The sequence below is a fragment of the Acidiferrobacter sp. SPIII_3 genome, assembly GCF_003184265.1.
In the GTDB taxonomy this organism is placed as follows: Bacteria; Pseudomonadota; Gammaproteobacteria; order Acidiferrobacterales; family Acidiferrobacteraceae; genus Acidiferrobacter.
Window position 1 is genome coordinate 2,309,680 of record NZ_CP027663.1, and the last position, 26,604, is coordinate 2,336,283.

Annotated in this window: 30 protein-coding genes; 15 read left to right on the forward strand and 15 right to left on the reverse strand. The window is 58.9% G+C overall.

The annotated features are described in order from the left end of the window. Window positions 1-2 precede the first annotated feature (2 nt). From C4901_RS11615 to C4901_RS19470, 4 genes are all read right to left on the reverse strand, one after another. The gene (locus C4901_RS11615) at window positions 3-506 is read right to left on the reverse strand and encodes a transposase (RefSeq protein ID WP_110137468.1); all 504 of its coding nucleotides are present in this window, start codon (window positions 504-506) and stop codon (window positions 3-5) included. Window positions 507-623: 117 nt separating this feature from the next. Beyond that, a complete protein-coding gene (locus C4901_RS11620) occupies window positions 624-1,565 on the reverse strand; it encodes an HNH endonuclease (protein WP_110137469.1) in 942 nt (313 codons plus the stop codon). A gap of 307 nt (window positions 1,566-1,872) precedes the next feature. Beyond that, window positions 1,873-4,986 (reverse strand): toprim domain-containing protein, encoded by a 3,114-nt coding sequence (locus tag C4901_RS11625; RefSeq protein WP_110137470.1) that lies wholly within the window; start codon window positions 4,984-4,986, stop codon window positions 1,873-1,875. Window positions 4,987-5,692: 706 nt separating this feature from the next. Then, window positions 5,693-5,953: an AlpA family transcriptional regulator gene (locus C4901_RS19470; protein WP_110137471.1), complete on the reverse strand. Its 261-nt coding sequence runs from the start codon at window positions 5,951-5,953 to the stop codon at window positions 5,693-5,695. 126 nt (window positions 5,954-6,079) lie between these two features. Between C4901_RS19470 and C4901_RS17335 the strand changes: the two genes are divergently transcribed. Continuing rightward, entirely contained in the window at window positions 6,080-6,997 is a 918-nt protein-coding gene (locus C4901_RS17335) for a hypothetical protein (protein WP_145960707.1), read from the forward strand. Between the two features lie 246 nt (window positions 6,998-7,243). On the opposite strand, the gene C4901_RS11640 is transcribed toward C4901_RS17335, so the two are convergent. Then, window positions 7,244-8,224, reverse strand: a complete 981-nt coding sequence (locus C4901_RS11640) for a hypothetical protein (protein WP_110137473.1) — start codon at window positions 8,222-8,224, stop codon at window positions 7,244-7,246. 1,013 nt (window positions 8,225-9,237) lie between these two features. Here C4901_RS11640 and C4901_RS18125 point away from each other — a divergent pair. The 5 genes from C4901_RS18125 (at window position 9,238) to C4901_RS11665 (ending at window position 11,817) form a co-directional block, all read left to right on the forward strand. Beyond that, window positions 9,238-9,885: a hypothetical protein gene (locus C4901_RS18125; RefSeq protein ID WP_205735971.1), complete on the forward strand. Its 648-nt coding sequence runs from the start codon at window positions 9,238-9,240 to the stop codon at window positions 9,883-9,885. Next, the gene (locus tag C4901_RS18130) at window positions 9,867-10,262 is read left to right on the forward strand and encodes a site-specific integrase (RefSeq protein ID WP_205735972.1); all 396 of its coding nucleotides are present in this window, start codon (window positions 9,867-9,869) and stop codon (window positions 10,260-10,262) included. Before C4901_RS18125 ends, C4901_RS18130 begins: the two co-directional genes overlap by 19 nt. 363 nt (window positions 10,263-10,625) lie before the next feature. Then, a complete protein-coding gene (locus C4901_RS11655; protein ID WP_145960708.1) occupies window positions 10,626-10,841 on the forward strand; it encodes a hypothetical protein in 216 nt (71 codons plus the stop codon). Between the two features lie 338 nt (window positions 10,842-11,179). Beyond that, the gene (locus C4901_RS11660) at window positions 11,180-11,413 is read left to right on the forward strand and encodes a hypothetical protein (RefSeq protein ID WP_110137476.1); all 234 of its coding nucleotides are present in this window, start codon (window positions 11,180-11,182) and stop codon (window positions 11,411-11,413) included. Next, on the forward strand, window positions 11,398-11,817 hold the full coding sequence (locus C4901_RS11665; RefSeq protein WP_110137477.1) for a type II toxin-antitoxin system VapC family toxin: 420 nt from the start codon (window positions 11,398-11,400) through the stop codon (window positions 11,815-11,817). The genes C4901_RS11660 and C4901_RS11665 overlap by 16 nt, the downstream gene beginning before the upstream one ends. A 33-nt stretch (window positions 11,818-11,850) precedes the next feature. Here C4901_RS11665 and C4901_RS11670 read toward each other — a convergent pair whose 3' ends face one another. Then, window positions 11,851-12,093, reverse strand: a complete 243-nt coding sequence (locus C4901_RS11670; RefSeq protein WP_110137478.1) for a hypothetical protein — start codon at window positions 12,091-12,093, stop codon at window positions 11,851-11,853. Window positions 12,094-12,237: 144 nt separating this feature from the next. Between C4901_RS11670 and C4901_RS11675 the strand changes: the two genes are divergently transcribed. Continuing rightward, window positions 12,238-13,464 (forward strand): diguanylate cyclase, encoded by a 1,227-nt coding sequence (locus C4901_RS11675; protein ID WP_110137479.1) that lies wholly within the window; start codon window positions 12,238-12,240, stop codon window positions 13,462-13,464. Here C4901_RS11675 and C4901_RS11680 read toward each other — a convergent pair. Together C4901_RS11680 and C4901_RS11685 are read right to left on the reverse strand one after the other, a co-directional pair. Then, the gene (locus C4901_RS11680; RefSeq protein WP_168185702.1) at window positions 13,418-14,140 is read right to left on the reverse strand and encodes an EAL domain-containing protein; all 723 of its coding nucleotides are present in this window, start codon (window positions 14,138-14,140) and stop codon (window positions 13,418-13,420) included. The genes C4901_RS11675 and C4901_RS11680 overlap by 47 nt on opposite strands. A 725-nt stretch (window positions 14,141-14,865) precedes the next feature. Then, complete coding sequence (locus tag C4901_RS11685; protein WP_110137481.1) at window positions 14,866-15,228, reverse strand: DUF6788 family protein; 363 nt, start codon at window positions 15,226-15,228, stop codon at window positions 14,866-14,868. 410 nt (window positions 15,229-15,638) lie between these two features. Between C4901_RS11685 and C4901_RS17340 the strand changes: the two genes are divergently transcribed. Together C4901_RS17340 and C4901_RS11690 are read left to right on the forward strand one after the other, a co-directional pair. Then, on the forward strand, window positions 15,639-16,100 hold the full coding sequence (locus C4901_RS17340; RefSeq protein WP_145960709.1) for a hypothetical protein: 462 nt from the start codon (window positions 15,639-15,641) through the stop codon (window positions 16,098-16,100). Next, complete coding sequence (locus C4901_RS11690; protein ID WP_110137482.1) at window positions 16,024-16,545, forward strand: hypothetical protein; 522 nt, start codon at window positions 16,024-16,026, stop codon at window positions 16,543-16,545. Before C4901_RS17340 ends, C4901_RS11690 begins: the two co-directional genes overlap by 77 nt. Before the next feature lie 284 nt (window positions 16,546-16,829). On the opposite strand, the gene C4901_RS11695 is transcribed toward C4901_RS11690, so the two are convergent. Then, window positions 16,830-18,194: an ISL3 family transposase gene (locus C4901_RS11695; protein WP_168185703.1), complete on the reverse strand. Its 1,365-nt coding sequence runs from the start codon at window positions 18,192-18,194 to the stop codon at window positions 16,830-16,832. A 17-nt stretch (window positions 18,195-18,211) separates the two neighbouring features. Between C4901_RS11695 and C4901_RS11700 the strand changes: the two genes are divergently transcribed. Together C4901_RS11700 and C4901_RS11705 are read left to right on the forward strand one after the other, a co-directional pair. Beyond that, on the forward strand, window positions 18,212-18,733 hold the full coding sequence (locus C4901_RS11700) for a hypothetical protein (protein ID WP_110137484.1): 522 nt from the start codon (window positions 18,212-18,214) through the stop codon (window positions 18,731-18,733). Between the two features lie 106 nt (window positions 18,734-18,839). Continuing rightward, window positions 18,840-19,310: a hypothetical protein gene (locus C4901_RS11705; protein ID WP_110137485.1), complete on the forward strand. Its 471-nt coding sequence runs from the start codon at window positions 18,840-18,842 to the stop codon at window positions 19,308-19,310. 103 nt (window positions 19,311-19,413) lie between these two features. Here C4901_RS11705 and C4901_RS11710 read toward each other — a convergent pair whose 3' ends face one another. Beyond that, entirely contained in the window at window positions 19,414-19,845 is a 432-nt protein-coding gene (locus C4901_RS11710; RefSeq protein WP_110137486.1) for a type II toxin-antitoxin system VapC family toxin, read from the reverse strand. Beyond that, complete coding sequence (locus C4901_RS19475) at window positions 19,790-20,119, reverse strand: type II toxin-antitoxin system prevent-host-death family antitoxin (RefSeq protein WP_205735973.1); 330 nt, start codon at window positions 20,117-20,119, stop codon at window positions 19,790-19,792. Before C4901_RS19475 ends, C4901_RS11710 begins: the two co-directional genes overlap by 56 nt. A gap of 223 nt (window positions 20,120-20,342) precedes the next feature. Here C4901_RS19475 and C4901_RS11720 point away from each other — a divergent pair, with 223 nt between their 5' ends. Beyond that, entirely contained in the window at window positions 20,343-20,825 is a 483-nt protein-coding gene (locus C4901_RS11720) for a hypothetical protein (protein ID WP_110137487.1), read from the forward strand. Window positions 20,826-20,882: 57 nt separating this feature from the next. Here C4901_RS11720 and C4901_RS11725 read toward each other — a convergent pair whose 3' ends face one another. The 4 genes from C4901_RS11725 to C4901_RS11740 all read right to left on the reverse strand — a co-directional run bounded on the left by C4901_RS11725 (window position 20,883) and on the right by C4901_RS11740 (window position 22,793). After that, window positions 20,883-21,107: an addiction module protein gene (locus tag C4901_RS11725; RefSeq protein WP_110138630.1), complete on the reverse strand. Its 225-nt coding sequence runs from the start codon at window positions 21,105-21,107 to the stop codon at window positions 20,883-20,885. 535 nt (window positions 21,108-21,642) lie between these two features. Next, window positions 21,643-21,873, reverse strand: coding sequence for a hypothetical protein (locus tag C4901_RS11730; RefSeq protein ID WP_110137488.1), 231 nt, complete (start codon window positions 21,871-21,873; stop codon window positions 21,643-21,645). Continuing rightward, window positions 21,870-22,148 (reverse strand): DUF4258 domain-containing protein, encoded by a 279-nt coding sequence (locus C4901_RS19480; RefSeq protein ID WP_370445918.1) that lies wholly within the window; start codon window positions 22,146-22,148, stop codon window positions 21,870-21,872. The genes C4901_RS11730 and C4901_RS19480 overlap by 4 nt, the downstream gene beginning before the upstream one ends. Window positions 22,149-22,334: 186 nt before the next feature. Continuing rightward, window positions 22,335-22,793, reverse strand: a complete 459-nt coding sequence (locus C4901_RS11740; RefSeq protein ID WP_110137489.1) for a hypothetical protein — start codon at window positions 22,791-22,793, stop codon at window positions 22,335-22,337. Window positions 22,794-22,864: 71 nt separating this feature from the next. Here C4901_RS11740 and C4901_RS11745 point away from each other — a divergent pair, with 71 nt between their 5' ends. From C4901_RS11745 to C4901_RS11755, 3 genes are all read left to right on the forward strand, one after another. Then, a complete protein-coding gene (locus C4901_RS11745) occupies window positions 22,865-24,139 on the forward strand; it encodes an ISL3 family transposase (RefSeq protein WP_110137490.1) in 1,275 nt (424 codons plus the stop codon). A 246-nt stretch (window positions 24,140-24,385) separates the two neighbouring features. Continuing rightward, on the forward strand, window positions 24,386-24,697 hold the full coding sequence (locus C4901_RS11750) for an ATP-binding protein (RefSeq protein ID WP_370445919.1): 312 nt from the start codon (window positions 24,386-24,388) through the stop codon (window positions 24,695-24,697). 339 nt (window positions 24,698-25,036) lie between these two features. Continuing rightward, complete coding sequence (locus C4901_RS11755) at window positions 25,037-26,533, forward strand: MFS transporter (protein ID WP_110137492.1); 1,497 nt, start codon at window positions 25,037-25,039, stop codon at window positions 26,531-26,533. The last annotated feature ends 71 nt before the right edge of the window (window positions 26,534-26,604 follow it).

The following is a 26,604-nucleotide window of genomic DNA, read 5'->3' on the forward strand; positions in this document are numbered from 1 at the left end:
TGTTAACCGTTGCGCCCCACCACCGACCCTTGTGCATAGCCACGGGCACCTGGGACAAGCTTGCCGATATTGCCACAACAGATCTTACCGACTTCAACTGGGGCGCTATCATTATCCAACGAACTGCCGTTGCCACTATTCATCGCCTCACTAATGCGATGCGTCATAAACCAAGCCGTCTTATAAGTCACGCCAAGTATCCGTTCTAATTGCCTACTACTGATACCCCTCTTGTTAGCTGACATCAAATAACAGGCTTGCAGCCATTTGCTCAATGGAATCTTACTGCCAGCGAACAGCGTCCCAACAGTCACTGTGAACTGTTGCCGGCAATCCTTGCACTTGTAGAGACCCGCACGATGCGCTTTGCCCTCTAGCTTGCAATGCTGTGCCGCGCTCCCGCAATGAGGACAGATTGGACCATTAGGCCAACGAAGCATCTCCAAATACTTACGTGCCTTATTGACGTCTTGGAATTGCGGCTGGTTCAGGATCACTTCGGCCACGTATACCCCCTATAGGATAGGCAAGCATGGGCTACGCAAATAGGTTTGTCAAGTATATACTGCTGTTTCTCTCACCATAGTGCCGCCCTCATAGCGGCGAACAGAACCATTTACGTATCAATGGCGAATCTTCTGCTGATACGAAAATTCTAAAACGAATATGTCGTTCTTGATGACCTCTGCGCTATCGAATGCCAAAAGGTTCCTTTTAACCGGACGCATCACAGTGCCGCCATCATCTTGAAAGCAAGGGAAGTGACAAACATCGAGCCTCTTACCGTAGAGATGTATATCTCTCTCAATACTGGGGAGAATCATCTGAAGCATCTCGTGACCGTACCTTAGAAGCAGAAAGGAATACGGAACCGCGAGGCCTTCATGTTGCCGGGTCAGCACGGCGATAGTAATCAGATCGTTAGCAACTGGGCCACCTATAAACGTGTAAAGACAAGGCATCTGTGCCACCGTCATTTCTGACGCACTACCGGGTCGGATCCAGTCCAGCGCCAATTGAAAATTTGGTAGCTCTTCCTCCGGCATGATAGATAAAGCCATCTTCGTCATAGCCTTCGCAACCATGGCAGGACGGTATGGCCCTCGCCGTAAATGGAATTTCAAGATTCGGGCGGATTTGTCATTTTCGATAAATCCTTCGGTCTCATCAATGTTTGTACTCAGCCCATCTGGATGACCATCGATGCGATAAACGCTATTCGGGCCTTGTTTTATGGTCGGGATTCCGTTCTTACCATGGATACGAGCCATGGTACGCATCGGCAACGACCAATTCCCAAAATCGTTTTCGCATCCGGACCCAAACGCGTGATTACAGGTATCGCATTCATAGTGGGTGAAAAGACTTTTGTTTCCAATGCACTCGGGGAAAGCATGTGCGTCCTTGCGGAATGTTACTTCCGGCTCGGCCTTGCCACAGAAACGGCAGACTCGATTATCCTTGTTACCGAGAACGATTTTTCTGTCAGCAGTCCGGAGTGACCAAAACGCTACAATTTGGTAGCGATCTGCATAATAAGTCAATAAATCATCCTGCACGCCCATATTGCTTCCCAACCGTCTCTAAAGACTTTATTTACTGACAATATTTTTAGGTAGGCAGGACCACACCGGCCCCAATCGATCATAACCTCTATCTCTGGGGGCTGGGATGGTCAACACATGCCGCTATCCCGACATATCCCTGCCCATAAAATCGACCACCCTGATCGCCTCAGCGCCAATATTCTGGCAAAACCCCATCACGACCTATCATCTGGTGGGGGAATTATAACTAATGTTGTTAGTGGCGCGGTAACTGGGGAGAGAAGGACAGGCAGGTGTAGGCGGATCGGGTGGACTGTACCGAGGGCTACGGCCCGGCGCGTTGGGCGCCAGGGGCCTCTTGAGCCCGCCGCCCTTGCTCAATCAGAAGCGCAAGTAGCACAGCGCCAGGAATCCCTGCCGCGTCGGCCGCACAGCACGCGGCCATGGCATCGTTGCCGTGTTCGCGCAGAAGGTCGTTGGTGATCTGGCAAAGGGCCCGGGCCGCGTCGATGAGGGTCAGCCCGTGGCGGCGGGCGTAAACACGGGTCTCGTCCAGCATGTTGTCAATGGTCTGATTGCTGATCCGGCCACCGCCCTTGCTATAAACATAATCGCTGATCCCCTTGCGCGTCCGTTGTTCGCCCAGATCCACAATAGCCTCCGATACCAGTTTTCTGGTTGTGGTTTTTTGGCGGGCCCGTCCTGCTCTCTCTAATCGGACGTCCTCGATGCGCAGGCCGTGGCCCACCAGCGGCAAAAGTCCGTAGACCTCGACTTCTACCGGCTCTGTGCGCCGCACGGCCCGTAGCCGACCCACGCCCTGCGCCACGTCCGCCGCCAGTCGATCGAGCAGCCAGGCCCGCGCCTGGGGTTCGGTCGGCAACCGCGCGGCGGAACGGATCCCCCAGCCGTCCGTGGGCACGACCAGCCCTGGATTTGTCGACCCATCCCAATCGGCCCAGTCAATCCCCTGTGCGGACAAGGCCGCCCGGTCCGACAAATATTGGATACGTTGCTCGTTGGGGGACAGGAGTGGCAACCCGTAGAGCACTAAACGTTCTGCGGATTGCCAGCAGTTGTGTGCCCGGTGGTCCCTCCCCCAATGGCCAAACCGCCGTGGGCCATCACCGCCCTCCTTGTTTAGAGCGGACGCGATGGGGTGATGGGTGATAACTGGAGCGTCACCCGCGATCTCGCGCACGGCGTGCACCTCTTTGTTGAGTCTCTTGGGAGTCAAGCCGCCGCGACCATGCAAACGCGGCCCGAACTGGGTAATGTGCAGCATGGGTTCCGCGGCGCGAATCGTGTGAACATCACCACCAACCGCCAGCACCTCCTCGCGTTGCCTGAGAGAGGGAGTCGCATCGAGGAGCGCGCCCCCGCGCTTTAGAATTTGTTTCCAGAGCGTCCCGGCATTGGTTGCGATAATGGCGCCGTCCTGTATCCAGGCAGTCCCGGCCACGATCGCGCTTCCGAGGTTTTCGATACCCCGTAGTGGCACCACAAGATCGAGTCCGCGGCCCCCTCGTACCGCCTCAATCACCGTGGCGTCGAGGAGCCGGGCTCCGGGTGGGATATTGGCCGCCAGACCTGCAAGCCGCTCGAACCCTGTCAGTTTGTGCAGGTCGTGATCGGCCGGGGCGCCGGCCAGGGCCAACGCCAGCCGGTCGAGTTCCGGGGCAATCTCCGCCACCCATGTACGCGCCCGCTCAACTGCCCGACACGCGACTTCGTAGCGTTTTCGTGTTTCGGTATCGGTGTCCGAGGGCAGGGTCGGCGGATCCAGCAGCCGGGCCCCGGCCTCCGCGGCCCCGACCCGCCATTGGGCGAGATCCTCAGGCGCGATCCGCGCAGCCGTCGTGATCGGTGGGGATTCATCAACTATGAGTTTGCGCCCCTCCGCATCGGCGTTCGGGTCCGCGCAATACTGGTAGAGCAAGGAATCTTCCGCCCCTGCCCCATGCGCACCCACAACGACCTTTTTGTAGACCGACCCGCGCAGGGCCTGCATGTATTCGCAGGGGTCCTCGCTATCGACGCGCCCATGATGACAAGTTGCGCAGGCCCACGGGTACGGCGCCCGTCCCCTATTCGTGAGTGCGTCAATCGTTTGATATTGACGACAGTTGTCGGCATTACGTCCCCTGTGCAGGTGCGCTCCGGGGATCTGTGCCGCAACGGTCGCGGCGTCATCAAGCGTGGGTGACAACCAAAACACGGGCTGCGTGCCCATGCGTACATGGTCAACCGCGACATGGGTCTTGCCGGTACCGGGTTGAGCTACCACGATCGCAGGGTCAGCGCCGCCCAGTGCATGTCCGATCGCCTGTCGAATCTGTGGTTCCACGTCGCTCAGTGTCGGCCAATCCTGTGACGGCATGCGCTCTATACGTTGCCAGGGCGTGAGCGACAGGATATTGGTGTCCGTATCGTTACCCGGTACCGATTTATGTTTGACATCCCGCATCCCGGCCGCCAGCGCCGCCCGCACCGCGTCCGGACCCCTCTGCTGGTGAATGTCAGCCCAGTCCTCGCCTTCGTGAGGCGGTAAAGTGATTTGCACATGGAGCGCCGGGGCCACGTCAAGAATGCGGGTAATGCACGTCAGGGCGGCCTCCTCACCGGGGCGCTTGCCGGTACCTGCCGCGATGCGATCGTGGTCTGCCGCGATCACGATCCGGGTGATACCCGCAGCACGGATTCGGCGCACAAGGGTGGCGGGCAGGCTGCGCAGGCCGTGGGTGTCGAACACCACCAGCACGGGCGCCGGGCCCACAGTGGCGGACAGAGCCGCGCCGGTCATCTGGCCCTCGACTATATAGAGAGTGTCGCCGATCAAAGGTCCGAGCCGAAAATGTCCGTGCTGGCCCCGCATTTCCTTGTTTGTGTGGCCACGCCCAAACTCGTATTGCACCCCCATGATCGTCGTCCCATCCGGCGCGAACATCGGCCAGACTAATGCCGGAAGCCGTGCCCCGCGCTGTGATGACCAGCCTTCTGTTGTACGCACGACAGCTGCGAGCGCCGGGGCGTCGGGATCCAGACCGCGTGAGATCAAGTAGTCGCGTGCCCAGATGTCGGCCTCACCGATGCGGTGCGCATCGGCCCATAGCCGCCGGGCCCGAGCGACGCGGCGGCTGGTCGCATCCTGTTCTCGCTGTTTCTGCCGGGCTTTGCGCGTGCGCCAAAGCCGCCGATCATCGTCCGTCCAGGTGGTGGTAGGTTTGGGGCAGGTGATGCCGAGACGCGCACAGAGATCCGACCACGACCCATGGTCGCCGGTCGCATGATCGACCCAGCCGCCGGACTCAATGTTGACCGCGACATTTTTGTTTTTGCCATCGCGCCACTCGGCGCGAATCCGGATCCAGGACCCCGACTTTGCGGGCTGATAATTGATTCCAACAGCGGCCAATACGCCGCATACGTCAAGCATCATGCCGCGATTCCCATCCCCCACCCGAAATCTAGCTGCCGGGGGTCGGCCACGACTATGCGACGCGGGCGCCGGATTGTTACGTGGCGAGGCGCCTTAGGTGGCACCGGTACACAAGGCGCTAATATCAAGATGCGTGTAGCGAGCCTGCCGCCTGGTGACGTTTTCCGTTTGCGGCCGGCGCGACTCGCTGGCCGACGGCGAATCTTATCCTCGGGGGTAGGATCGTCAAGGTGACCGGCTAGGGATGCGGCACTGGTATGAAGTCGGGCCCAGACCAAGAGCTGGTCTTGAATATTCCGAATCTGCTTCTCGCTTAGCCCCACCTCTTCACTTATTTTTTGTGAGGTTTTACCTTGCGATGATCCAATCAGCACATCCCTGTTATCTTTATCCAAAGGGTAGAAATAGAGGATCGCGGTCCACTGATATTGATCTAATGCCCTCGCTCCGGTTTTTGGCTTTGCTTCTCTGATTGCCCCCCAGGACAAGTCGTCACGATCCTCGTCTAACGCGCGACCCTGGATATGGGTCTCGCGAATTCCCTTATTGCGTGCATAACTTTGAGAATGGCCGCGCGACAAAATGTAATTGGCTGCCGCCACGCGGCCACCGATCGAGGAAATAAATTCTTTCTGCTGATCTAGTGATAATCTCGCCCAGGGTGGCGGACTGGCGCAGTCGGGGTCTGTGGTCTGTGTACGCATAATTAGACCCCCCTGGCAGAATTGCGAGGGCGCCCACAACGAGCGACGCGACGTTGCGCTATGGTTTGGCTCTTCAGCTGGGCCTCTTCCGCGCGCTCTTGAAGCCAGCCCGCGATGTCCTCTTCGCGCCAACGCACCAATCGACCAATTCGGATAGGTGCGGGGAATTCGCCCTTGGCAACCAGTATCTGGATCATTCGCGTACAACAGCCTAACTGGGCGGCGACTTGCTTCACGCCGTGGAGCTGTAGAGTCATGTTCATTGTCGCGCCTCTCGATATCTATACATAACCTACGCGTACATCGCGTATATCAAGATTACACAACTTGCGTCTCCTCGGAACACGCTATATTATATCTTTAGGTTACGGATATTCGGATCACAATTTATGAAAACCTTGCAGGTTTCTGCCCGCGCTTTGATGAAGGAGTTAAACGATTCCCGCGACGAGGCAGTCATCAAGGTTGTCGAGTATCTGGGGTGGGCGGCACGCCGCAACAACACTCCTGCCGCACGCGTCGATATAAAGGCCGCGCACAAATATTTGCAGCCGCCAACCAATCACGAGCAGGCGCGAGTTCTAGAACGGGTCGACGCCTTACTTCATCCAGCACCTAAGCAAACATCCAAAAACAGAGGCTCACCGCGAGAGACTGACGCGAAGGATGGGGATTGGGACTGGTGTGATATATGTGGCGCGACCGCTGTGCGCTACTTCAAACCTCACCACTCCCAATATCTGGTTGCCGTGTGTGACCGACACACCCAGCCTCACCTGCGCGGGCAAGATCTCGCCATGATTCAATGCGCGATGGCCGCCCCGGAAAGAATACAGGGCCTCTTGGACATGCTTGGGTTGGAATCCGCCGTAAATCTTGAGATTGAGGATGGGCGGGGTCTTTTAGGTGCAAATGAATCCGAGACCGCTGTCAATATGGCACTTGCTAGGGAAAAATGGGTTAAAGATCTCTTGAAGTGGTGGAAAAGCGAAGTCGCAAAGAGCGTAATAGAGGCCTGGAGAGGCCTGACAAGCCGATATCCAGATTACACAGTTAGTCCTTACTACGAAATGGTCTGGGCATCTGAGCTGTGTAGGGACGCATTCAAGACTATCAAGTCGCACTTTGCAGAAATAGACGCGGAGGCATCTCAACAGAATGGACGAGGGGGGGGTCGACCTCCGATAGCGACCGAGGCCCAGATCCACCATATTCGGCAACTCGCTGCCAAGGGAGTGCGGCAGGTCGACATCGCAGCTCAGGTGGGATTGTCGCAAGCCCATGTATCGCGATTACTTAAGCCATAGCCTATTCGCGCCTACTAACAGCCAGGGTGATTGCGTTAGCCCATCTAGTTTTCGGAAACATGAACGGCAGCTTTAATCAACAAAGCGTGACTGCAGGGCTCGGCCAAGAGCAGTCCTTCGATACATACTAGACATCAGATCCAGACATTCAACATTCGCGCTGAGTGGCCGATGGGTGCGAGGCGTCCCTGATGTCAGACTCGACATCTTTCTTATTTTGCATCAATCGACACACCGTTCAAATCTCTAAAACGGGGCATCGCCATCAAAGGCGGGCGCTAATTTCGAAATCGCCCCATCGGGCAGAGGCAAACTGCTAACGATGTGCAGATTCAAGATATCCTCCCGGTCCATAAAGAGTATCTGACTGCGCTTCGAGGCATCGAGCTTTTCGCCTAGCCAATTTCTCGCCTGCTTCGTAATCTCCCCACCGGCAACAATCAACGCATGGTCCACTAGCACTCGCCTATTCGTTTCCGGGTCAAATATTTCATGGCCCAACATCATGAGAATTTGATTGTGCATCTCGGCTATGTTGGAATTCGAACCTCTGTTTATACCTGCAGCGTCAAGCTTCCCTTTTTTGACTTGAACACCAAAATATAGAAAGTGTTGCGTAGGGAGAGCATACCGCATCCAGATGTCTTTACCGTACTCAAGCGCCTTATCCTTGTGACCTGCAGCCGTAATACGGTGATAGCCAAGTTGCCGAAATAACGGAAGCAAGACCTGCTCTATTAATTCATCCTCAGAGCACTTATCCAAGTATTCAACAAGTTGTTCTCTTCTCTCGATTTCCTTCGGCGTAAACGGTCTGTGAGGATTCGCGCCGGCCGATATCGTTTTTGTTCCGATATGACGGATGTAAAGTAGATCATCATCGCCGTAAAAAGCTTCATACCCCTCCCGTGATAGGGGTTTGTTCAATTCCCCAAGCGCTAGCGAACGATCCGGATCATTTTGTTCCGCATCTGATTTGTGCATCAACACTCGCAGTACATGGACAAAGCGATCCGGTAAGGCATGAGCTGTCGGTTGTGGCTCTTGTAGTAGCTCAGAGAGCCTTTCTGCGGTCCAGGCCCAACGAGTCGAGCCGTCATGAACGAAATCAAGATCGCACTCTTCGAAGAACTGAGTGATGTAACTGCTAGAGCGATATGGAAAAAACTCCGCGTCGCCTATAACCTTTTCCGCAATCGCGCGTAAATTTCTGTTTTTGAACTTCATATTAATGGCGCCACCATAAACATTATGTTGCTACCTAAGGCGAGGTTACATCTAGGCATATACAACATGACTTGGGGTAGGCGCACCCACCGATCCGCCTATTCAGTATTAGTAAACACTTAAGTATTTCGGTATTCATTCTTTCTTTCCATAGCTCATGGCGATCCTCATTCCTTCGAACTTATCTGCAAGTGCAGACCCGCTCTCTTTGTGGACATTGTGCAGAATACTCTAGGTTCGGACAAGACGAGCCCTGAACGGAGGTGGTTTCGGTAGGCGGTACTGGTCATCGAGCTAATGTCGGATTTGGGTGCGCCTTGGCGGCAGATCGGACTGACCGCCCTGAGTTCAAGTCCCATCGCCACGCTCAATCAAGGCTGCTGTTCAAATTTCCTATCTGTGCCAATGTCCGGTCTTGCGCTGCGGATCGAATGGAGCGAAACGCCAACGTCGCCGTTGGCCGAAAATCCGGCCGGCGCCCGCTCGTCATTATCATGAAACAGAATCTGCGCCTTGCAGCGCTCCGCCGCAAGCGACCGTGCCAGGGCGCTCATGAGAACAAGGGGTCGCTACGGGCAGCCGCCAAATCCTTATGCCTGCTTGTTATGACACTATCGACGTAGCTTAAAAGTCTCAAGTAAGATAAAGCATCGACATTGCGGCTGACGGGGAGTTTTCGGAGATTCATGCACTTCGATTATTACGGTTCGTAGCCGTGCTGTAATTTTGCTGTAACTGTGCTGTAAACCGGTGCGCCTGTATTCGTGTGTGTGCGTACAACTCTGCGTAGAATCATAGTGTTATGGTGAATGGAGGCGTAAGAAAGCAAACGGGTAAGCGGATTTTACGGACTCAAAATCCGGTGGTAGAGATACCGTGTGGGCTCGACCCCCTCTCCCGGCACCAATAAAAACAAGAGGTTACAGCACAGAAGTCCCGCAAGACCTCCCCCCTGTTTGATTTTTTGGTCCAAATTTGGTCCACTGGCTTTGGTCCATACGCCAGAGGCAAGCATGGCCACCATACAGAAACGGGGCGACCTGCAGTGGCGGGCTCGCGTCCGGCGCCACGGTTACCCCATCCAGACCAAGACCTTCACAACCAAGGCCCGCGCGGAGGCCTGGGTCCGGCAGGTCGAGACCGAAATGGACCGGGGCACCTTCGTCTCGCGCGCCGAGGCCGAGGCCACGACCTTGGCCGAAGCCCTGGACCGTTATGCGCAGGAAATCACGCCTCGTAAGAAGGCGACCACAGCGAACCGGGAACGCGACCGCATCCGAGCCTGGGCGGCTTCGTCTCTATCACAGCGGTCTCTGGCGAGCATCCGAGGCAAGGACGTTGCAGCTGCCATTCGCGACATGGAGGGGCGCGGGCTCAGCGCCAACACCGTCCGCCTGCATCTCGCCCTCCTCTCGCACCTCTTCAATACCGCCCGCGCGGCCTGGGGCATGGAGTCTCTGACCAACCCCGTGGACCTCGTGAAGGGCCAGCGTCCCAAGCTCCCCCACGGTCGTGACCGGCGCCTGCAGGGTGGTGAGGAGGCGCGGCTGCTGGAGGCCGCCCGGGACTACGGTCATGCCCCAAGGCCCCGCGTGGAGCCTCGGATATTGAGAGTATCATCACCTGGGCCATCGAGACCGCGATGCGCCGCGGCGAGATAGCGGCCATGCGTTGGGAGCATGTGGACCGGACCGCACGGACCCTCCTCATTCCCGACACCAAGACCGGTGTGCCGCGCATCATCCCTTTGTCGCCAGCTGCCCTGGCGGTCCTCGAGAGGCTCTCGCCCAAGAGCAAGGGGTTAGTGTGGAACCGAAGCCCGGATGCCATCAGTCGGGCCTTCATGGAGGTCTGCAAGGCCGCCGGTATCCGGGGGCTTACCTTCCATGACCTGCGCCATGAAGCCACCTCACGGCTCTTCGAGAAGCACGGCTTCAGCGCCCTGGAGGCCGCCGCCGTCACCGGTCACAAGACCATGCAGATGTTGAAGCGCTACACCCATCTCCGGGCCGAGGACTTGGCAAAGCGGATGCGGTGAACGGCCCTCGCCGCCAGTACGGCGGCCATGGGCCGGTCGTGTGACGAAGACTTCGCAGGCACCGGATAGCGTCCACTCCAATAAGGGACCGCATGAGGTCCCGCTCAGCCGCTAAGACGCAAACCGCTCATCGTGCCGCAGAGGGACTTCATGCGGCACGATGAGATATGTTTCACGCGGTCCTAAACCGGCCGCCTGAAACCGCCTCCAAAAACAGCAACACCGGCGACCCTCTACCCTGCCTCAACAAATGGTCGATACCCCGTCGCCATCCACACCTTTGTCCACAGATTTTGTGGATAGCGGCTGTAGGCCGGCAATGGCGGGAATTTTGCGGCAAACCTGCTGGGATACGCCTCGTGGGTGATGATACCCGCGAGCGCCGCATTGGCCCAGGAGGTCGTCTTGTCGTACGTCCGTGAGGAACTCGAAGTCAGTCCGCAGTATGCCGCGGAACGCCTGAATGCGGGTGCCGTGCTCCTTGATGTGCGCTCCCGCTTAAAAACCGCGGGAGATGGCATCTCCAGGCCGATAGGCCTGGAGCGCTCCCGCTGCGTGGGACAGGCCTACAATGCTTGACGCCCGAGGAGCGGGCCCTATTCACGCACTGGCTGGTTGGGCACGCGGTGCGTCAGTCGGAACTCCTGTGCCTCTGCGCCCACGGCAATCGGAGCCTCGTGGCCGCGCACATTCTGCGTGCGACCTGGGCTGCCCGCACGCCTATTCCGTAGCGGGCGGCCTACAGGCATGGCAGGAAGTAGGGCTACCCGTTATCGCCCTCAATGCGGGCGACGGGGATAGGACATAGCTCCCATCGAGCGCCACCTTTTAAGAGAAATGCGCGCCCCTTTCTGCTACACTGTCGGCCCGTTTCCCTGTCTCGGAAGATTTTTCCATAAGGTAAGGAGTGACAACGTATGCGAGCCCTGGAATTTGAGAGTGTGACACACAATCATTCCGTACCGGTCCCAGAAAACATCCCCGATGGGACGCCGGTGAAGGTTGTGGTATTGACGCAAACCTCCTCCGCCGAAGACCACCAGCACACGCTCAAGGGGTTGCTGTGTGAGGTGGCGCAAGGGCTGACGGATGCGGACCTGGAGCGGTCCCGCGAGACGGGCCGCGCCATTCCCGAATGGCCTACCTCTTAGACACCAATATCATCTCGGAGCTGCAAAAAGGCGCCCGAGCGCACCCGTCCGTGCAGGCCTGGTTTGCTCAAACGCCTGATGAGGCGCTGTTTCTTTCGGTGCTCGTCATCGGAGAGCTCCAGCAAGGCATTGCCCGGCTCCGTCGCCGGGATGCCACGCAAGCCAACCGTCTGACGGAGAAACTCCAGGTTCTCGAGTCCTCGTTCCAGGACAGAATCCTTCCGATTACAACGCCTATCGCCAGACGCTGGGCGGACAACAACGTCCCCGACCCCTTGCCGCTCATCGACGGATTGCTCGCCGCGACCGCCCAGGAGCACGGCCTCATCCTAGTCACCCGCAACGTGCGCGACGTCGCACCAAGCGGTGTCGCGACGTTGAACCCTTTCGGGCAGACCCCGTAATACGCCCAACCCGCCCGCGTTGGGGCGAACCTTTCACGCCCCCTCCGTCGGGGCGTAGGTCTCAATGACCCGAATCCGTCGCACCATGCCGGCGGCGCTATCGGGCGCCTTGGCAACGAGAAGAACCCGCCGCGTGTCGTCGATGGCGGCGAGCGCACCGCGCTTCCCTGGGTCGATGCCGATGGTGAGAACGGGGCTCGCCTTCGGCGCGTCACGGATTTCCACGGACCCGAAACCCGAAGAGAGCGCGGCGATTTGTGAGCGGGAACTCGACATGCCCCCTATAGGGGCGAGGTGTATTTGGGTCGCGATTTCTGAGTGTCTTGCCTAAACTGTTCTAGGCGGGGCACGTTCGGGGACTCCGCCTACGGTGCGTGCCCGCGCCTTCTTACGACTACTACGACACCAGGAGAGCGGCCCATGCCCCAAAAGTGGTCTACGTGTGGCAAACGGGCCGCTAACAGATTACGCCTCCCGGATGACTTCCTGTGCCCGCTGCTCGGCGCTTTCCTCGAGCTTGGGAATACCGACAAGCATTCCGTGATGGTGGACCGCCACCGCGCCCGTTTCATCCTGTCGCGGGTGCGAGTGATAGCCACCCTCTTCGCCGTGCTCACACCCCTCTGGATACCGCTGGACATCCTCATGTTTCCGCGCGCGGTCTGGCAGCTCCTGGCCCTGGGCCGCCTTGTGGTCGGTATTGCTCTCGCCGCACTCGCCGTATGGAGTCGTCACCCGGCCTCCCTCAAGCGCGCCTATGCAGCCCTGGCCACCTTGTTCTTCCTCCCCTTGCTGTTCTTTCTGTTCGCGCAGGTCATATTGCGGGGCGCGCCAGCGAAATCGGTCGACGCGACCGAGGTCTATGCCTTTCTCCCCTTCGTCCTGGCAGGTGGACTCAGTATTTTTCCCTTGACGGTGTTGGAGCTCACCGGGCTCGCCCTGCCCCTGCTGGCGGTCGCCAGCCTCCCGGTAATCGAAAAGCCTGTCTTCCTGACGCCGGCCTTCAACGCCGTGGGGGCGTTATGGCTGCTGGTGCTGGTCACCGGGGTGTGCGGCCTGTCGGCAGTCAGCCAGCTGCAAGTCCTCCTTACGCTGTTGGCGCAGTCCACCCATGACCCCGTAACCGGGGCACTCAACCGCGGAAGCGGGACCGAGTTGATGGAGTGGCAATTGATGATGGCACGGCGGCACGGATATCCGCTCTCTCTCGTCTTCATGGATTTAGATGATTTCAAATCCATAAACGACACGGTGGGGCACGCCCGCGGAGACCGACTCCTGGCGGAAACGGCACGGGCCTGGCGCAAGGCCCTACGCAATGGCGACGCCATCCTGCGTTGGGGCGGGGAGGAATTCATTGTACTGCTACCCCACGCGAGCTGCGCCCAGGCCGAGGACTTGGTGCGCCGCCGCCTACCGACGCTGGCACGCCCCGATGGGACACCCCTGACCTATAGCATCGGGATAGCCGAATACTCCGCCGACGACCTCACCCACTGGGAGTCGCTCGTGGCCCTCGCGGACCAGCGCATGTATGAAGCCAAGGCCTCCGGCAAGGCCCGTATCGTGGCCTGTGGACAACAGGCCATGAGCCATGCCCCTACTCCCACCCCGGCCGCCCAAAGTAATAGCCTTGCCCCCAAGTGACACCGAGGGCCGCTACGGCGGCCGCGGTCTCGGCGGACTCGATACCCTCGGCGATGGTGATGACATTGAGGTCGGTGGCCATGCGCGCAATGGCCGCGACCATCATATCGACACGGCTATCGCGGCCCACGCGGGCAATCAACGCCTGCTCAATCTTGAGAAAGGTGATGGGGAGCTCGGCGAGATACAGAAACGACGAATACCCGCTCCCAAAGTCATCGAGCGCCAGCCGCACGCCGGCGGCCAACAAGGGATGCAGTGCGCGCACCAGGCTCGGCAAATGGGGGATAAGTTCACGCTCGGTAATTTCGACCACGAGCGCGCGCACCCGAGAATCGCCCCCGGTCCAGGACATTCCACACGGCGCGACCAGGTCGGCGACACGCGCCAGGCGGTCAGGGGCCATCAAGAGCGCGGTGGAAATATTCACGAAATGCAGTCGCGCCGGCTCGCCCAAGGCCTGACGTCTATGACACCGGGCCAGGGTCTGGCTGAGCACGGTTTCATCCACGGCCGGAAGAAGACCGCAGGCGTCGGCCGTCTCGATAAAGGCTTGCGCCGGGCTGACAGTCCCATCGCGCAGGACCCACCGCGCCAAGGCCTCCTCGGCCACGACGCCCCCCTCGGCGAGGGTGATTATTGGCTGATACGCGGCGCGGATACGGCCTTCGGCCAAGGCCGCTTGAAGCGAAGCGCCGGACAGCCCCCCACTAGCGGGGGGGGGGGTGAACGTCGAAATCCGAACGATGCAAGGCGTCGCGCCGTTTTGACGGTGCCCTTTTTCCTGACATACGTCCCTCCCCACGGCGCCCTGCCCCTTCGATAAAGCCTAGACCCTCTCGGTGTGAGACTCAAGGCGCGCACACGGAAGACAATGCGGTGGGTCAAGCCCGGACCGAACCTTCGCGACCTCTGCTTCCCCTTGTACGGAATCGGAGCCCCATCCGCATAACGCGGTTGACCTCCGGACGCGACGAGCGCCCAATAACAGAAGGTGATGGGCGTCGCTGGAAAATGACGATAACGAAGGGAGTTCGCGGTGTTTTTTACCGAACTGAGGAGCCTCTACAATCTTTCCGGCATCTTCCACCAAAGGACTTGCGTAGACGGCCCTCTTAATTTCGACAATAGCCCTTGGCCGTTTCCCGGATTTGCGCCAAATCACCAAATCAAACCGCTTCTTGTTATGCGCGCTGAATGGGCGTCCTCTGGGCTTGGTGCCGTTTCCTCGGCTCACAGAGGCTTTCCATCGCTTCGGCGAACACTCCGGATAGACACAGAACTCGCCATTATGGGCGATATGCAAAGCTAGATGGGACTGAATGAAGGATTCGGGCGCATGGTACAACCACCAGCCGTCGCTCACCTTATTGTAAAGTCTTTGAATTTTACTAGACAGTGCTAAGTTCTCGCTGTGATTTTAGCTTTTTCTTTGGCGACCCTGAGATTGGATAATTCCGTCGCCAAATCAATCCAGCGGTCCGCCAGTAGCTTCATCTTCTCGTAATTCTTGATCTGCTTTCGCACTTCAGGCAAATCTTCTTTTTTGACGAACTTACTGCTGCTCGTTCCCTTGCGCGTGTAGCTCACCTGGTAGTAGGGACCGTGTTTTTTAGGCGGGTCTGCCTTGCAGCTGCATCCCGGTTTGCCACATACGTTGTACTGTTTTGACAGACTGCCTGGGCGTATATCTCCCAGCGCCACCAACGCCTTCTTGGTTTTCTCTATCTGTTTCTCTAGTGTCGTTTCGCGGTTCGTGGCCATGATGAAATAGATCTCTGTTTCGGTCCCTGAAGTATAGCATGATATCTCCCAGCGCCACCAACGCCTTCTTGGTTTTCTCTATCTGTTTCTCTAGTGTCGTTTCGCGGTTCGTGGCCATGATGAAATAGATCTCTGTTTCGGTCCCTGAAGTATAGCATGTTGCGTCCGAGAGCATCATAATGCTATCGGACATTGCGCGCCACTTTGTGGAGAATCTATGCTTTGGAATTATTGGCTGACAGCCGTGCGCGAACTGCGTCCAGCGTGTTCCCGTACCCGCACATTCCTCTGGATGCTACTGACTCTGGCAGGTCTGTGCTGCCGCGCGGACAATGCCGGCGTTACCAGCTTCGTGCGAGCGCTCGATTTCTCCGGCAAGGCTTATCACCGCTTCCTGCATTTCTTTCTGGATGCTACTGACTCTGGCAGGTCTGTGCTGCCGCGCGGACAATGCCGGCGTTACCAGCTTCGTGCGAGCGCTCGATTTCTCCGGCAAGGCTTATCACCGCTTCCTGCATTTCTTCCACAGCGCAGGACTCCATCTCGAAACACTGACGGCTTGCTGGCTACGCCTATGCTTGAGGCTGTTTCGTCCATTTGAGGTGAACTCGCGCCTGGTCTTCCTCGCCGACGGGATAAAAGCACCCAAGGAGGGTCGCAAGATGCCGGGCGTGAAGCTGCTGCATCAACAATCTGCCGGTAACACTAAGCCTACCTACATCATGGGGCACTCGATGCAGGCCATTTCCCTGCTGGTGCAGTGCGCGGCCGGACAGGTGGCTGCCGTGGCACTCGATGCAGGCCATTTCCCTGCTGGTGCAGTGCGCGGCCGGACAGGTGGCTGCCGTACCGCTGGTGTCGCGGATCCATGAGGGATTGGTGTTCTCCAACCGCGATGCCAGCACACTCCTCGATAAACTGGTGGCGCTCCTGTTGACATTGGTCGGGGTGTGCCAGCGGCAGGTGCTGCTCATCGCCGACGCCTACTACGCGAGCGCAAAAATCATCCTGCCCTTGCTGGCCGTGCTCATCGCCGACGCCTACTACGCGAGCGCAAAAATCATCCTGCCCTTGCTGGCCGGTGGCCACCACCTCCTGACACGGGCCAAGGGCAACGTGGTGGCCTATTGGCCGGCACCCGCGCCTGTCAGTCGCGGCAAGGGAAGGCCAAAACTCTATGGTCACAAGGTGCGACTTAAGGACGCGGCCAAAGAGGAGCATGCCTTCATCGAGGCGCCCAGTCCTGTCTACGGTGAGAACACCTGTCAGTCGCGGCAAGGGAAGGCCAAAACTCTATGGTCACAAGGTGCGACTTAAGGACGCGGCCAAAGAGGAGCATGCCTTCATCGAGGCGCCCAGTCCTGTCTACGGTGAGAACACTGTGCAGGTGCGGTACCGCGTCATGGATTTGATCTGGCGCCCCGTGGGACACCTCGTCCGATTCGTGATCGTCCACCACCCTCATCGTGGCACGATATTTCTACTCTGCACCGACCTCACACTCGAACCCATGGAGATCCTGCAACTTTATGGGCTATATCCGGATCTCCCCACCAATAAAACCCGCAGATTCCCTAGCCTCATAGTGTTTTCCTCTGCCCTCACAGCGTACGCAAATCGGAAGGAATGTGCGCAGGGATATCGAGGTCTCCGATGGTCAGGAAGATCAGGTCAGCGAAGGGCTCCAAACCGCGGAATCCCGAGGCCCGGTTCTTCACGATCTTGAGTAGACGGTTGATGCCTTCGCCCACGGCATTGGTGAGCGGGCGTTCAATGAGGTTCTTCACGATCTTGAGTAGACGGTTGATGCCTTCGCCCACGGCATTGGTGAGCGGGCGTTCAATGAAGGAGAGGATATTGTCGAAGTGGTTCCGTACGGTGGTCACAAAGGTCTTCAGCGAGGGTAAGCGGCTTCTGAGGGCGGCCGTCATCCAGCGCTTCAAGAACTGCCTCGCCGCACCGGGATATGTGAAATGCCAGATGCGCTCGAACTCATCCTTCAAGACCCGGCCATGCGGCCGGCAATGCCAGGCGCGATGGATGCGCCGGTTGGAGGTGCGTAGCGCGTTTAAGAAGCGCGACTGTTTCTTGGAGCGATTCCGCGCCTGCATCCCGAGCATCCACCGCAGCCCCTTGATGGCCTGACGCCCCCGCTTATCCAGTCCCCGCCACTCGTCTTTCCGGACGGCATCGAGCGCCTCGTTCAAGGCCTTCACCACATGAAAGCGATCGATCACGAGGGTGGCGTTCGGGCAGTGGTGTTGAATGGCCCCAGTGTAGGCGCGGCCCCTGTCGCAACTCGCCCAGCGAATGCGCTGCTTCTGGCCATCCGATAACTGTTCGTTGAAGAACCGGTCGATGGTCTCGCGCCCCTTGCCCTGACCCACCCACACGACGTGCGAACGGTCCAAATCATAGATTATCGTGGCATATTTCCGGCCTTTGCAATACGCGATCTCATCGGCTCCGAGGGTCACCAAGCCCCGGATCGTGTGGCCCGTGCGCACCCGGGTGATGACCCGGTGCAGACAGTTAGAGAGCGTCGATGGGGCCATCTTCAGTATGGCGGCCGCTGCCTTTTGCGTCATGATCTGGCAGAGCGCGCAGATCCGAAACTCCAGGCGATAGGTGATGCGGGCATAAGGGGCGGCCCAGGGGATTTTCTCCTGCACGAGCCCATGGGTCGGGCAGAGGATCTCCTTGGGGGCATACCAGAACAGGGTCTTGCGGCCCAAGATCGCTACGTCCTCCCAGGATCGGGCCTCCTGGGCCTGGCGCACGATTGGGCAGCGGCGCTCACACACTGGGCAGCGGCAACCGTTTTTGAAGGGCTTGACCCAGAGATGGCGTTCCGTATCGCGTTGTTGGAATGAGAAGGCGGTGATTTTTAGGTCTTTCAGGCGGTGTATTTTCGCCAGCAACGTCAGGCGGCTCTGGGTTTCCTCTCTTTGTCGATGACTGGTCAACAACTGAGAGGAGACCTGTGTTTACCCTCCATTGCAAGCCCTTGTACGCCCCGACAGATATCACCCCACCTAACGCCTATCCCACCCTGGCCCGTTTACGCCGCCACACCCATCAGCCCTGCCTGATTATCAAGTCGATACCGTGGGGAAAGTCGGATAGAGCCGATTATTGGCATGAAGATACCGGGAAAAGCCTCACCTCCATCCGTAAAACGCTTAGTGACGCCACGCGTTTTCGTACCTACTCGTTCTTTCAAACTGTCATGGACGTCGCCGACGTCAGTAAACACGCGAGGCTTGAATTGGACAGAAGAACACCAGCACCGGAGCTTACAAAAACAAACCAAGTCGTGCACCACCGCATTGGGGCGCTAGGCACGTTTCCTATGGCGACTCTGCCAATGGGCGGGACGGCCATAGTGGGCGTGAATATGAAGTTGGACAACGGGAGTGTCTTCTCGCTGTCCCACGCCATACAACAGGTCATGACAATATGGGACAAAATGCTTGAATCGAGTCGTAACACCCCCCTATTGTGATGTTGTTCTGCAACCTGTGCATCTGGCGCCGGGCATCTTGTCGGTGAGGTTTACATTCTGAGGAGAAAAAGCCGCGCAGAAGAGACCGGTCATCAGCAAGGAGTCGGTGGGGCTCACCGGCGAATACGCCGTCGCCTCGGAACTCTGCAAACGGGGCTATTATGCCCAGCTTACCCTCGGAAACCACAAGAAGACGGACCTTATCGTTGAATATCCCTTGACTGAGTCGGAGCGGCGCCTCTTTCGGGTCTCAGTCAAGTCTAAGACCGGCCGCACCTGGCCCAAAGTGACAGGCATCTGGGAAAAGGGCGACCTGCTGGTATTTGTGGATTTTCATAAGAAACTCGACGATGAGCGCCCGGACTTTTACGTTCTCAATGTCAAGGCATGGAAAAAGGTGGCGCGAGCTTTGCAGAAAACTAAAAATAATGGCGCCAAAATAGACACGACCAACACCCTCCATTGGGAAGGGTGGTACGGATGCTCAGTAGGCGTAGAAGACGTGAAACACTGCAAGGACTCTTGGCCGAACGAGAGACTTCGCGCGCGACGCCACAAGTCGCGCCAACTTGATTGACAAAGGAGCGGCGCCTGCCGTCGGCCACCGACCAGATGCCGTTGGCGACTTCGGAGAAGGTCATAGGTCTTGTGTCCACCCCCATGGACCGAATGTCGACCCCTTACACTGCAATCCCCGCGCTGACCGGAAGCTTGAGCCGCTTTCCGGCCTTGAGAAGCCCATGGTCGAGCGTATACACCGTTTTCGCCCTGTGATTCCTCGCAATGGCGAGGTGCAGGGCATCCCCGGCGCGCAGTCCGGTGTCGGGTTTTGCGAGCAACGCCACGGCCGCCGCGAAGTCCGCCGTAGCGACGGTCAGCATCGTGAAAGATTCCGCCAACAGGCGGTCGAACGCCGCGCGAACGGCTTCTGCCTGGTCGGCATCCAACTCGCCCATGCGGACCCGCCGGGCCACGAGGCTTGCCAGCTCCACCCGCGTCCACTGGGATGTGGCGAGTTCGGCCTTGCGACTGAGAAGAAACGCCTCGACGGGCTCGCTACTCGCCTCGGCAATCGCAAGCGGGGCGATGAAGCTGGTATCGAGGTAGACCATCAGTACCCTTCGTCGCGCAGCCTACGGATGAGTTCGGCGCTGGACTGGCGCACTTGCGGAAACTGCGCGCGGAAGGCGGCGAGCGATTGCAGAGGTTTGCGCGGCCCACGCGCCGGGACGACGCGGGCAATCGGGGTATGCGCGGCCCACGCGCCGGGACGACGCGGGCAATCGGGGTACCATGGCGGGTGATGATGACCTCTTCGCCCGCCTCCACATCATTCAGGATTTTGCTCAAACGCGCCTTGGCGTCGGCCAGATTCACGGTGCGCATCCCGGCATCCCTCTTTGACCAGTAAAATAGTCATGAGATTAGAGGATGCCGCGGGGAAACGCAAGAGAGACGGAGCCGCGGGAATGAGGGCTCCCGTTCGGAAACAAGCTAAGGGGCTTGGTTTAGCGGGAAGCCCGGCCCTTACTCTTTTATCGGCCACGGCATCACCCCACGCCCTGAAGTAGCATGACGCAAGAAAGCGCGCTCACGGTAGGAGCCACAGATGGCCAAGCACCCTCTCGCCGAAGAATTCTTTAAGGAAGTCGTTCAACCAACGGTTGACGAGTATCTCGCCCAACCCGCCAATATTCGCCGCGGTCGCCTGGCCGCGATTGTACTGAACCACACGGTGGATTATTGGTGTGTGGACACGGGCGAAGAGAAGGACAGCGTCCGCCAAAACCTTGAGGCGAACACGCGCGTCTCGGGCCACCACGGCCACTCCTTTTTTCAAATTGTCGAGGATACCGCAGACGCTAGCAAGCACGCGCGCCTCAACCGAAAATCGCGAAAAATGACTGAGGCAACGCAGGTCAGGCAGCGTTCCGTGGGGGCGTTTGGAACGACAGCCTACAACACTGCGCCTTATGGCGGGTCGAGGGCAGTCGATGTCCGCGCGATGCTCGACGACGGGACCGTCTTCTCGCTGTCCCATGCCGTGCGTAAAGTTACGCAGGCGTGGCATCAAAAACTTCAGCTGCCGTAGAAAAGGCGACTTCGGCTCAAAACTCGGTGCGCGCGGGCGCCAAGAACCGCGCCGATTTCACCGGCCGAGGAGGCGCGCTTGCGCAAACACCGATTCGGCGCGGAGGCTTTGAAGTTCACCGCGCTCATAGGCGTGAAGGCGCGCCTCTATCTCGCGGTTCCAGGCGGTCGCCACCTCGGCGGCCGGCGTGTCCTGAAGCGACTCCAGGAACGCTTCGACAAGTCGCGCCCGCTCTTTCGCGGAAAGCGTGCGCGCGACCTTCTCGAGTTCGGATGCCAACATTATCCCCTCCTCACGCGGAAGCATGACCTCATTCTAACAGACGGCACCCCGGCCCGCCGATGGCCAGCGTCACAGCCCCCTGTACTTCTCCCAGGCGGCGGCCTCCCCAACCAGGGCGGGCGTCTTGCCTCGTTGCCGGAGCGGCGGCGTCATTCGGCCTGCCGTGTAAGCCACCCATACAGAAATTCCAGGATGGCGCCCACCGCCGCATTCGCCAGAGACAACCTCCCCAGGCGAGGCCCCGTCATCGTTGCCGGAGCGGCGGCGTCATTCGGCCTGCCGTGTAAGCCACCCATACAGAAATTCCAGGATGGCGCCCACCGCCGCATTCGCCAGAGACAACCTCCCCAGGCGAGGCCCCGTCATCTTGCGCCCATCGCGGTCTTGGTTCATGCCTTCGGCGGCATGAGTCTTCCGCTACGGGTGCGCAACGGGGCGCAGCTCGTAGATTCGCCCATACTTCGCGGCCGATTCGACGTCCCCGCGACGAAGAGCCTCCCTCACAGTTCATGCCTTCGGCGGCATGAGTCTTCCGCTACGGGTGCGCAACGGGGCGCAGCTCGTAGATTCGCCCATACTTCGCGGCCGATTCGACGTCCCCGCGACGAAGAGCCTCCCTCACACCGTCCAGCTTATAGGCCTCTTCGATGCTCAGGTAGGGCGACCAGCCGGTCTCATTTTCCAGTAGCCCGACTTCGACCTCGGCCACGTAGCGGCCTTCGTGCACATATTCGTGCACATATTTGGTTTTCTTTCGCTGTTTCATTGCGACCGTCTCCTGGTAAATGACGGGTCCCACCGGACGGGGTCTGGACGGTACACAGTGACCAGAACGGCAGGCCTATCATGTCCCTTCAGGATACCCCACACAACATGAATCGGGGCGCCGGACCCGTCCTTCTGCAACAGAAGTGCGCATGGGCCCGGGATAATTCGCATACTCCTCAACCAGCACCGCATCCAGGACTCCGTGGATGACTTCTCTCGCGGTGAGCCCGTCCTCGGCCAACCCATCGTACCCGTGCTCGGATACGCGAACATCGCCCGCGCCAATCAGCGCGCAACTGTTCCACAAACTCACTCACGCCATCCCTCCTCCTTTTTTGGCTCTTCAGCGAAATTAGTGGGTGCAATTCAGGGCTCGGAGCCCGTCAGGAACCGGTAGAAGTGGGCACACACGGTATCGTAGGCCTCATGCTCGCGCACATAACGCGCATCGGGTGCAATTCAGGGCTCGGAGCCCGTCAGGAACCGGTAGAAGTGGGCACACACGGTATCGTAGGCCTCATGCTCGCGCACATAACGCGCATCGTTCCACAAAGGACCACCCTGCGCGTAAATGTATTTGAGAATGAGGGCGCGACCGGATAGTCGCCGGTCGCGCTCCTCGAAGTGGGTCCGATGAATAATCTCGCCGCCCAAGATCCAGAGATAATCGGCGTATTTCTTCACCGTTTTCTTTGTCCGGCGTTCGGCAATTAAGGTGAGGAGAAAAGGCGTAAACTCCGCCACGATCCGTTCGCCCACGGGCACGTCCAGATCGGGGAAGCCCGCCCAACTCTGCGGCCAGCGCTCGACATTGCCGGCCGCATGGCCGGTGTCTTTACAATAGGTCTTGAGTGTCACCAGGGCCTCCGAAGACGCCCGTGGCGAACCCTGAATCGAGGAGGCTGCGCGCTTAACCATGGAACTCACGACATTATTGAATCGTTGTCACCCGTGGCGAACCCTGAATCGAGGAGGCTGCGCGCTTAACCATGGAACTCACGACATTATTGAATCGTTGTCATCATTTCAAGGGCTTCGTGTATGGTAAGACCTGGTTTGCCGAGACTCGCCCCAACACCATCGAGGTCGAGGTGATTCCCCGTCAGGGCTCAAAGCCTTATTGCTCGGGCTGCGGGAAGCGCCGGGCGGGCTACGACCGGCTGCCTGAACGGTCCTTTGAGTTTATTCCGTTTTGGGGATTCGCGGTCTTCTTCCTTTACGCAAGACGGCGTGTGGACTGTCCCACATGCGGCGTTGTCGCCGAGATCCTGCCCTGGGCCTGCGGTAAACACCATTTGACGACGGCCTACATGCAGTTCCTTGCGACCTGGGCCCGGAAACTCTCATGGTTGGAGGTCTCCCGGTCGTTTCATACCTCGTGGGATCAGGTGTATCGCTCGGTCGAGTGGATCGTGCGCTGGGGGCTGGAACACCGGGTCTTGGGCCCCATCAAGGCCTTCGGGGTCGACGAGATCGCCTACAGCCGGGGGCACAAATATCTCACGCTCGCCTATCAGATCGAGGCCGGCATGGTGCGTCTCTTGTGGGTGGGTAAGGAACGCACCGTGAAGACCTTCGAGGGCTTCTTCACCATGCTGGGGCCGGAGACCTGCGCCGGCATCGAGTTCGTCTGCTCGGACATGTGGCGACCCTATATCCGCGTGATTCGGGAACGCTGTTCCCAAGCCGTGCATATCCTCGACCGTTTCCATATCGTCGCCAAGATGAATGACGCCTTGGATGAGGTGCGTGCCGAGGAGGCCCGAGAGCTGGTACGCAATGGCCGGGAGCCGGTGCTGAAGAAGTCCCGCTGGTGCCTCTTGAAGCGCTCCGAGAATCTCACCACCCCCCAGAAGGGACGGCTCAAAGAACTGCTGCGCTATAACCTGAAAAGCGTCCGGGCCTACCTACTGAAGGAAGACTTCCAGCAGTTCTGGGAGTACGCCTCGCCGACCTGGGCCGGCAAGTTCCTGGATGCCTGGTGCACGACGGCGTTGCGCTCCCGCATCGAACCCATGAAGAAGATGGCCCGGATGTGCCGGCGCCACCGACCGCTGATCCTGAACTGGTTCAAGGCCAAAGGCCAGATCTCCAACGGCATCGTCGAGGGCCTGAACACCAAGGCCAAACTGACCATCAGAAAATCGTACGGACTGACCATCAGAAAATCGTACGGCTTCCGATCCCCGGAGATCCTCGAAATGGCGCTATATCATGCACTTGGCAAGCTTCCTGAGCCAAAGCTCACCCATGAATTTTACTGAGGAGCCAAAATCAAGGGGGCTCCCAACTAACGGAAAAGCCAAGCTCTGCTCGCTGAATATTATGACCCAGCGCTTTATACCGTGAACCGTAACTTTTGTCCAGCCCCCGGACATACCGGTTCGTGGCCGTGACCCGGTATTGATAATCATTCCTACATTTAGAACTGCTGGCTTCAGGTCGACCTCGACTCCTCGGGGCAACAGGGTGAACGTATCCTGTATTGTCGGCCACTCGCCTTGGAGCGGGTGTTCCGCATCCTTTTTGACAATATCAGGCGCTACGGCGGCGGACGAATGGACATGGGGGTCACGGATGACGCGGATTACACGGAGGTCCGCCTGCGGGATTACGGCCTAGGTGTTTCCGCGGCGACTCTGGCGGCCATGAATGAGGGCACGCTGCCGCGCCAGACCGGCCACGGTTCAGGCATCGGTTTACGGATCTGTCACCGCATCATGGCCTTGCATGGTGGCCATCTGCACTTTCGAAAGGGGGGAGCGGGCGGTCTTATCGCCATTCTCAGGTTTCCCGTTAGCGCCCCCGAACAGTTTTTATGAGACCCAAAGCACTGGCGCCGTAAATGGCGTGTGATGGGAGATTCCCGTTGGCACGAGCCCCGTGGCCCTTCCTGTATACCTTTCGCTATATAAGTTTATGCTAAAAATCACTGGCGTGGGGCAGTGACGGCGCGTATAGTACGTAACCCAATCGGCGCCTTTTTGCGATCCCTTCGAACCCTGCGTTCGATACGCCATCTGACAAGGGACGACGAGTAACCAGGGTATAACTTTCGCGGATTGGCGGACGTAGCCCCGTTAGCCGGTCTCAGGCAAGCCACGGCCGCCGCAAGGCGCGCTGGAGGTGTTCTGCGGCCTTGACTTTGAGAGGACCATTGCGTGGAATCTCGATTTCCCCACCCCTACTTCAGTTCGCATCCCAAATGGCGCTGGTTCATCCTGATCACCGTCCTGATCGGGGCGTCGATGTCGGCCCTGGACGTCAGTATCGTGAATGTCGCCCTGCCGACGCTCCAAGGGGACTTCAAGGTCAATCTGGCGGTCATCGAGTGGGTGGCGATGGCCTATATGCTCACTCTCACCATCTTCCTTCCCCTCTTTGGGCGTCTTGCCGATATCTTCGGGCGCACCAAGATGTACAACACCGGTTTCGTGGTCTTTACCGTCGGCTCGGCGCTCTGCGGACTGGCCTCCTCCGCCGGCTTTCTGATCGGCGCGCGCATCCTGCAGGCGATCGGCGCGGGCCTCCTCCAGGCCAACTCGGTGGCGATCATCACCGCCGCATTCCCGAGCAATGAGCGCGGACGCGCCATCGGTATTCAGGGGGCGGTGCAGGCGGTCGCCATGTCGATCGGCCCGTTCGTCGGCGGTATCCTGATCTCGGCGGTCAGCTGGCGGGCGATCTTCTACGTCAATGTGCCGATCGGTATCATCGGTACGTTCGCGGCGCTCTACTGTCTGCCGGCGGCCGAGCATTCCGGCAAGGCGCGCGAGAAGATCGACTACTTGGGCACCGCCTTCTTTGCCACCGGGCTTGCCTTCCTGGTACTCGCGGTCAACGAGGGCGAGACCATCGGCTGGACGGCCCCCATCATCCTGACCTACTTCGCGCTCGCCGCCGTCTTGCTCACCGCCTTCCTGATCACCGAAATGCGCGTCGCGCACCCCATGATCGATCTCACGCTCTTCAAGCGTTATGCGTTCTGGGCGGGCAACCTGACCGGACTGCTGTCCTATTATGTCCTGTTTGCCGTGCTCTTCCTGATGCCCTTCTATCTGGAAAAGATCGCCGGCTACAACCCGGTCGTGACAGGGTCCATCCTCACGCCCATCCCGCTGGCCATGGCGATCGTGGCCCCGTTCGCCGGCAATATCTCCGACAAGTACGGCTCACGCCTCATGACCACGTGGGGCATGGCCGTGTGCGCGCTCGCGACCCTGCTTCTGATCTTCACCGGCCGCTCCCCCAACATGCTGATATTGATCGTCGAACTCGTCATCCTGGGAATCGGCATGGGCCTTTTCACGCCACCCAACAACTCCGCCATCATGGGCTCGGTCCCACGTGAGCGCCTGGGGGTGGCGGGCGGCATCCTCAATATGATGCGCGCCCTTGGCCTCATCTTCGGGGTCGATATCTCGGGCGTGATCTTCACCTCCATCGAGCATGGTTACATCATTCAACACGACCATAAGGTGACGGTCTTCAAGGACCTGCCGGTGGCGCTGCGCAAGGAGGCCTTTCTGCACGGCTTTGCCCCGGTCATGATCACCCTGCTCGTGATCAACGTCGTCGCCGGGCTCCTGTCGGCGGCCAAGAAGGACCAGGAGCACAAGGGCCCGATCGAGCACGGCGAGCCGATCGATCTCATGTGATACCGCCCGGGGCCGGGACGGATCCGTCGCGGCCCCGGGGGACTGGCGAGACATGATGTCCGCACGCTCCG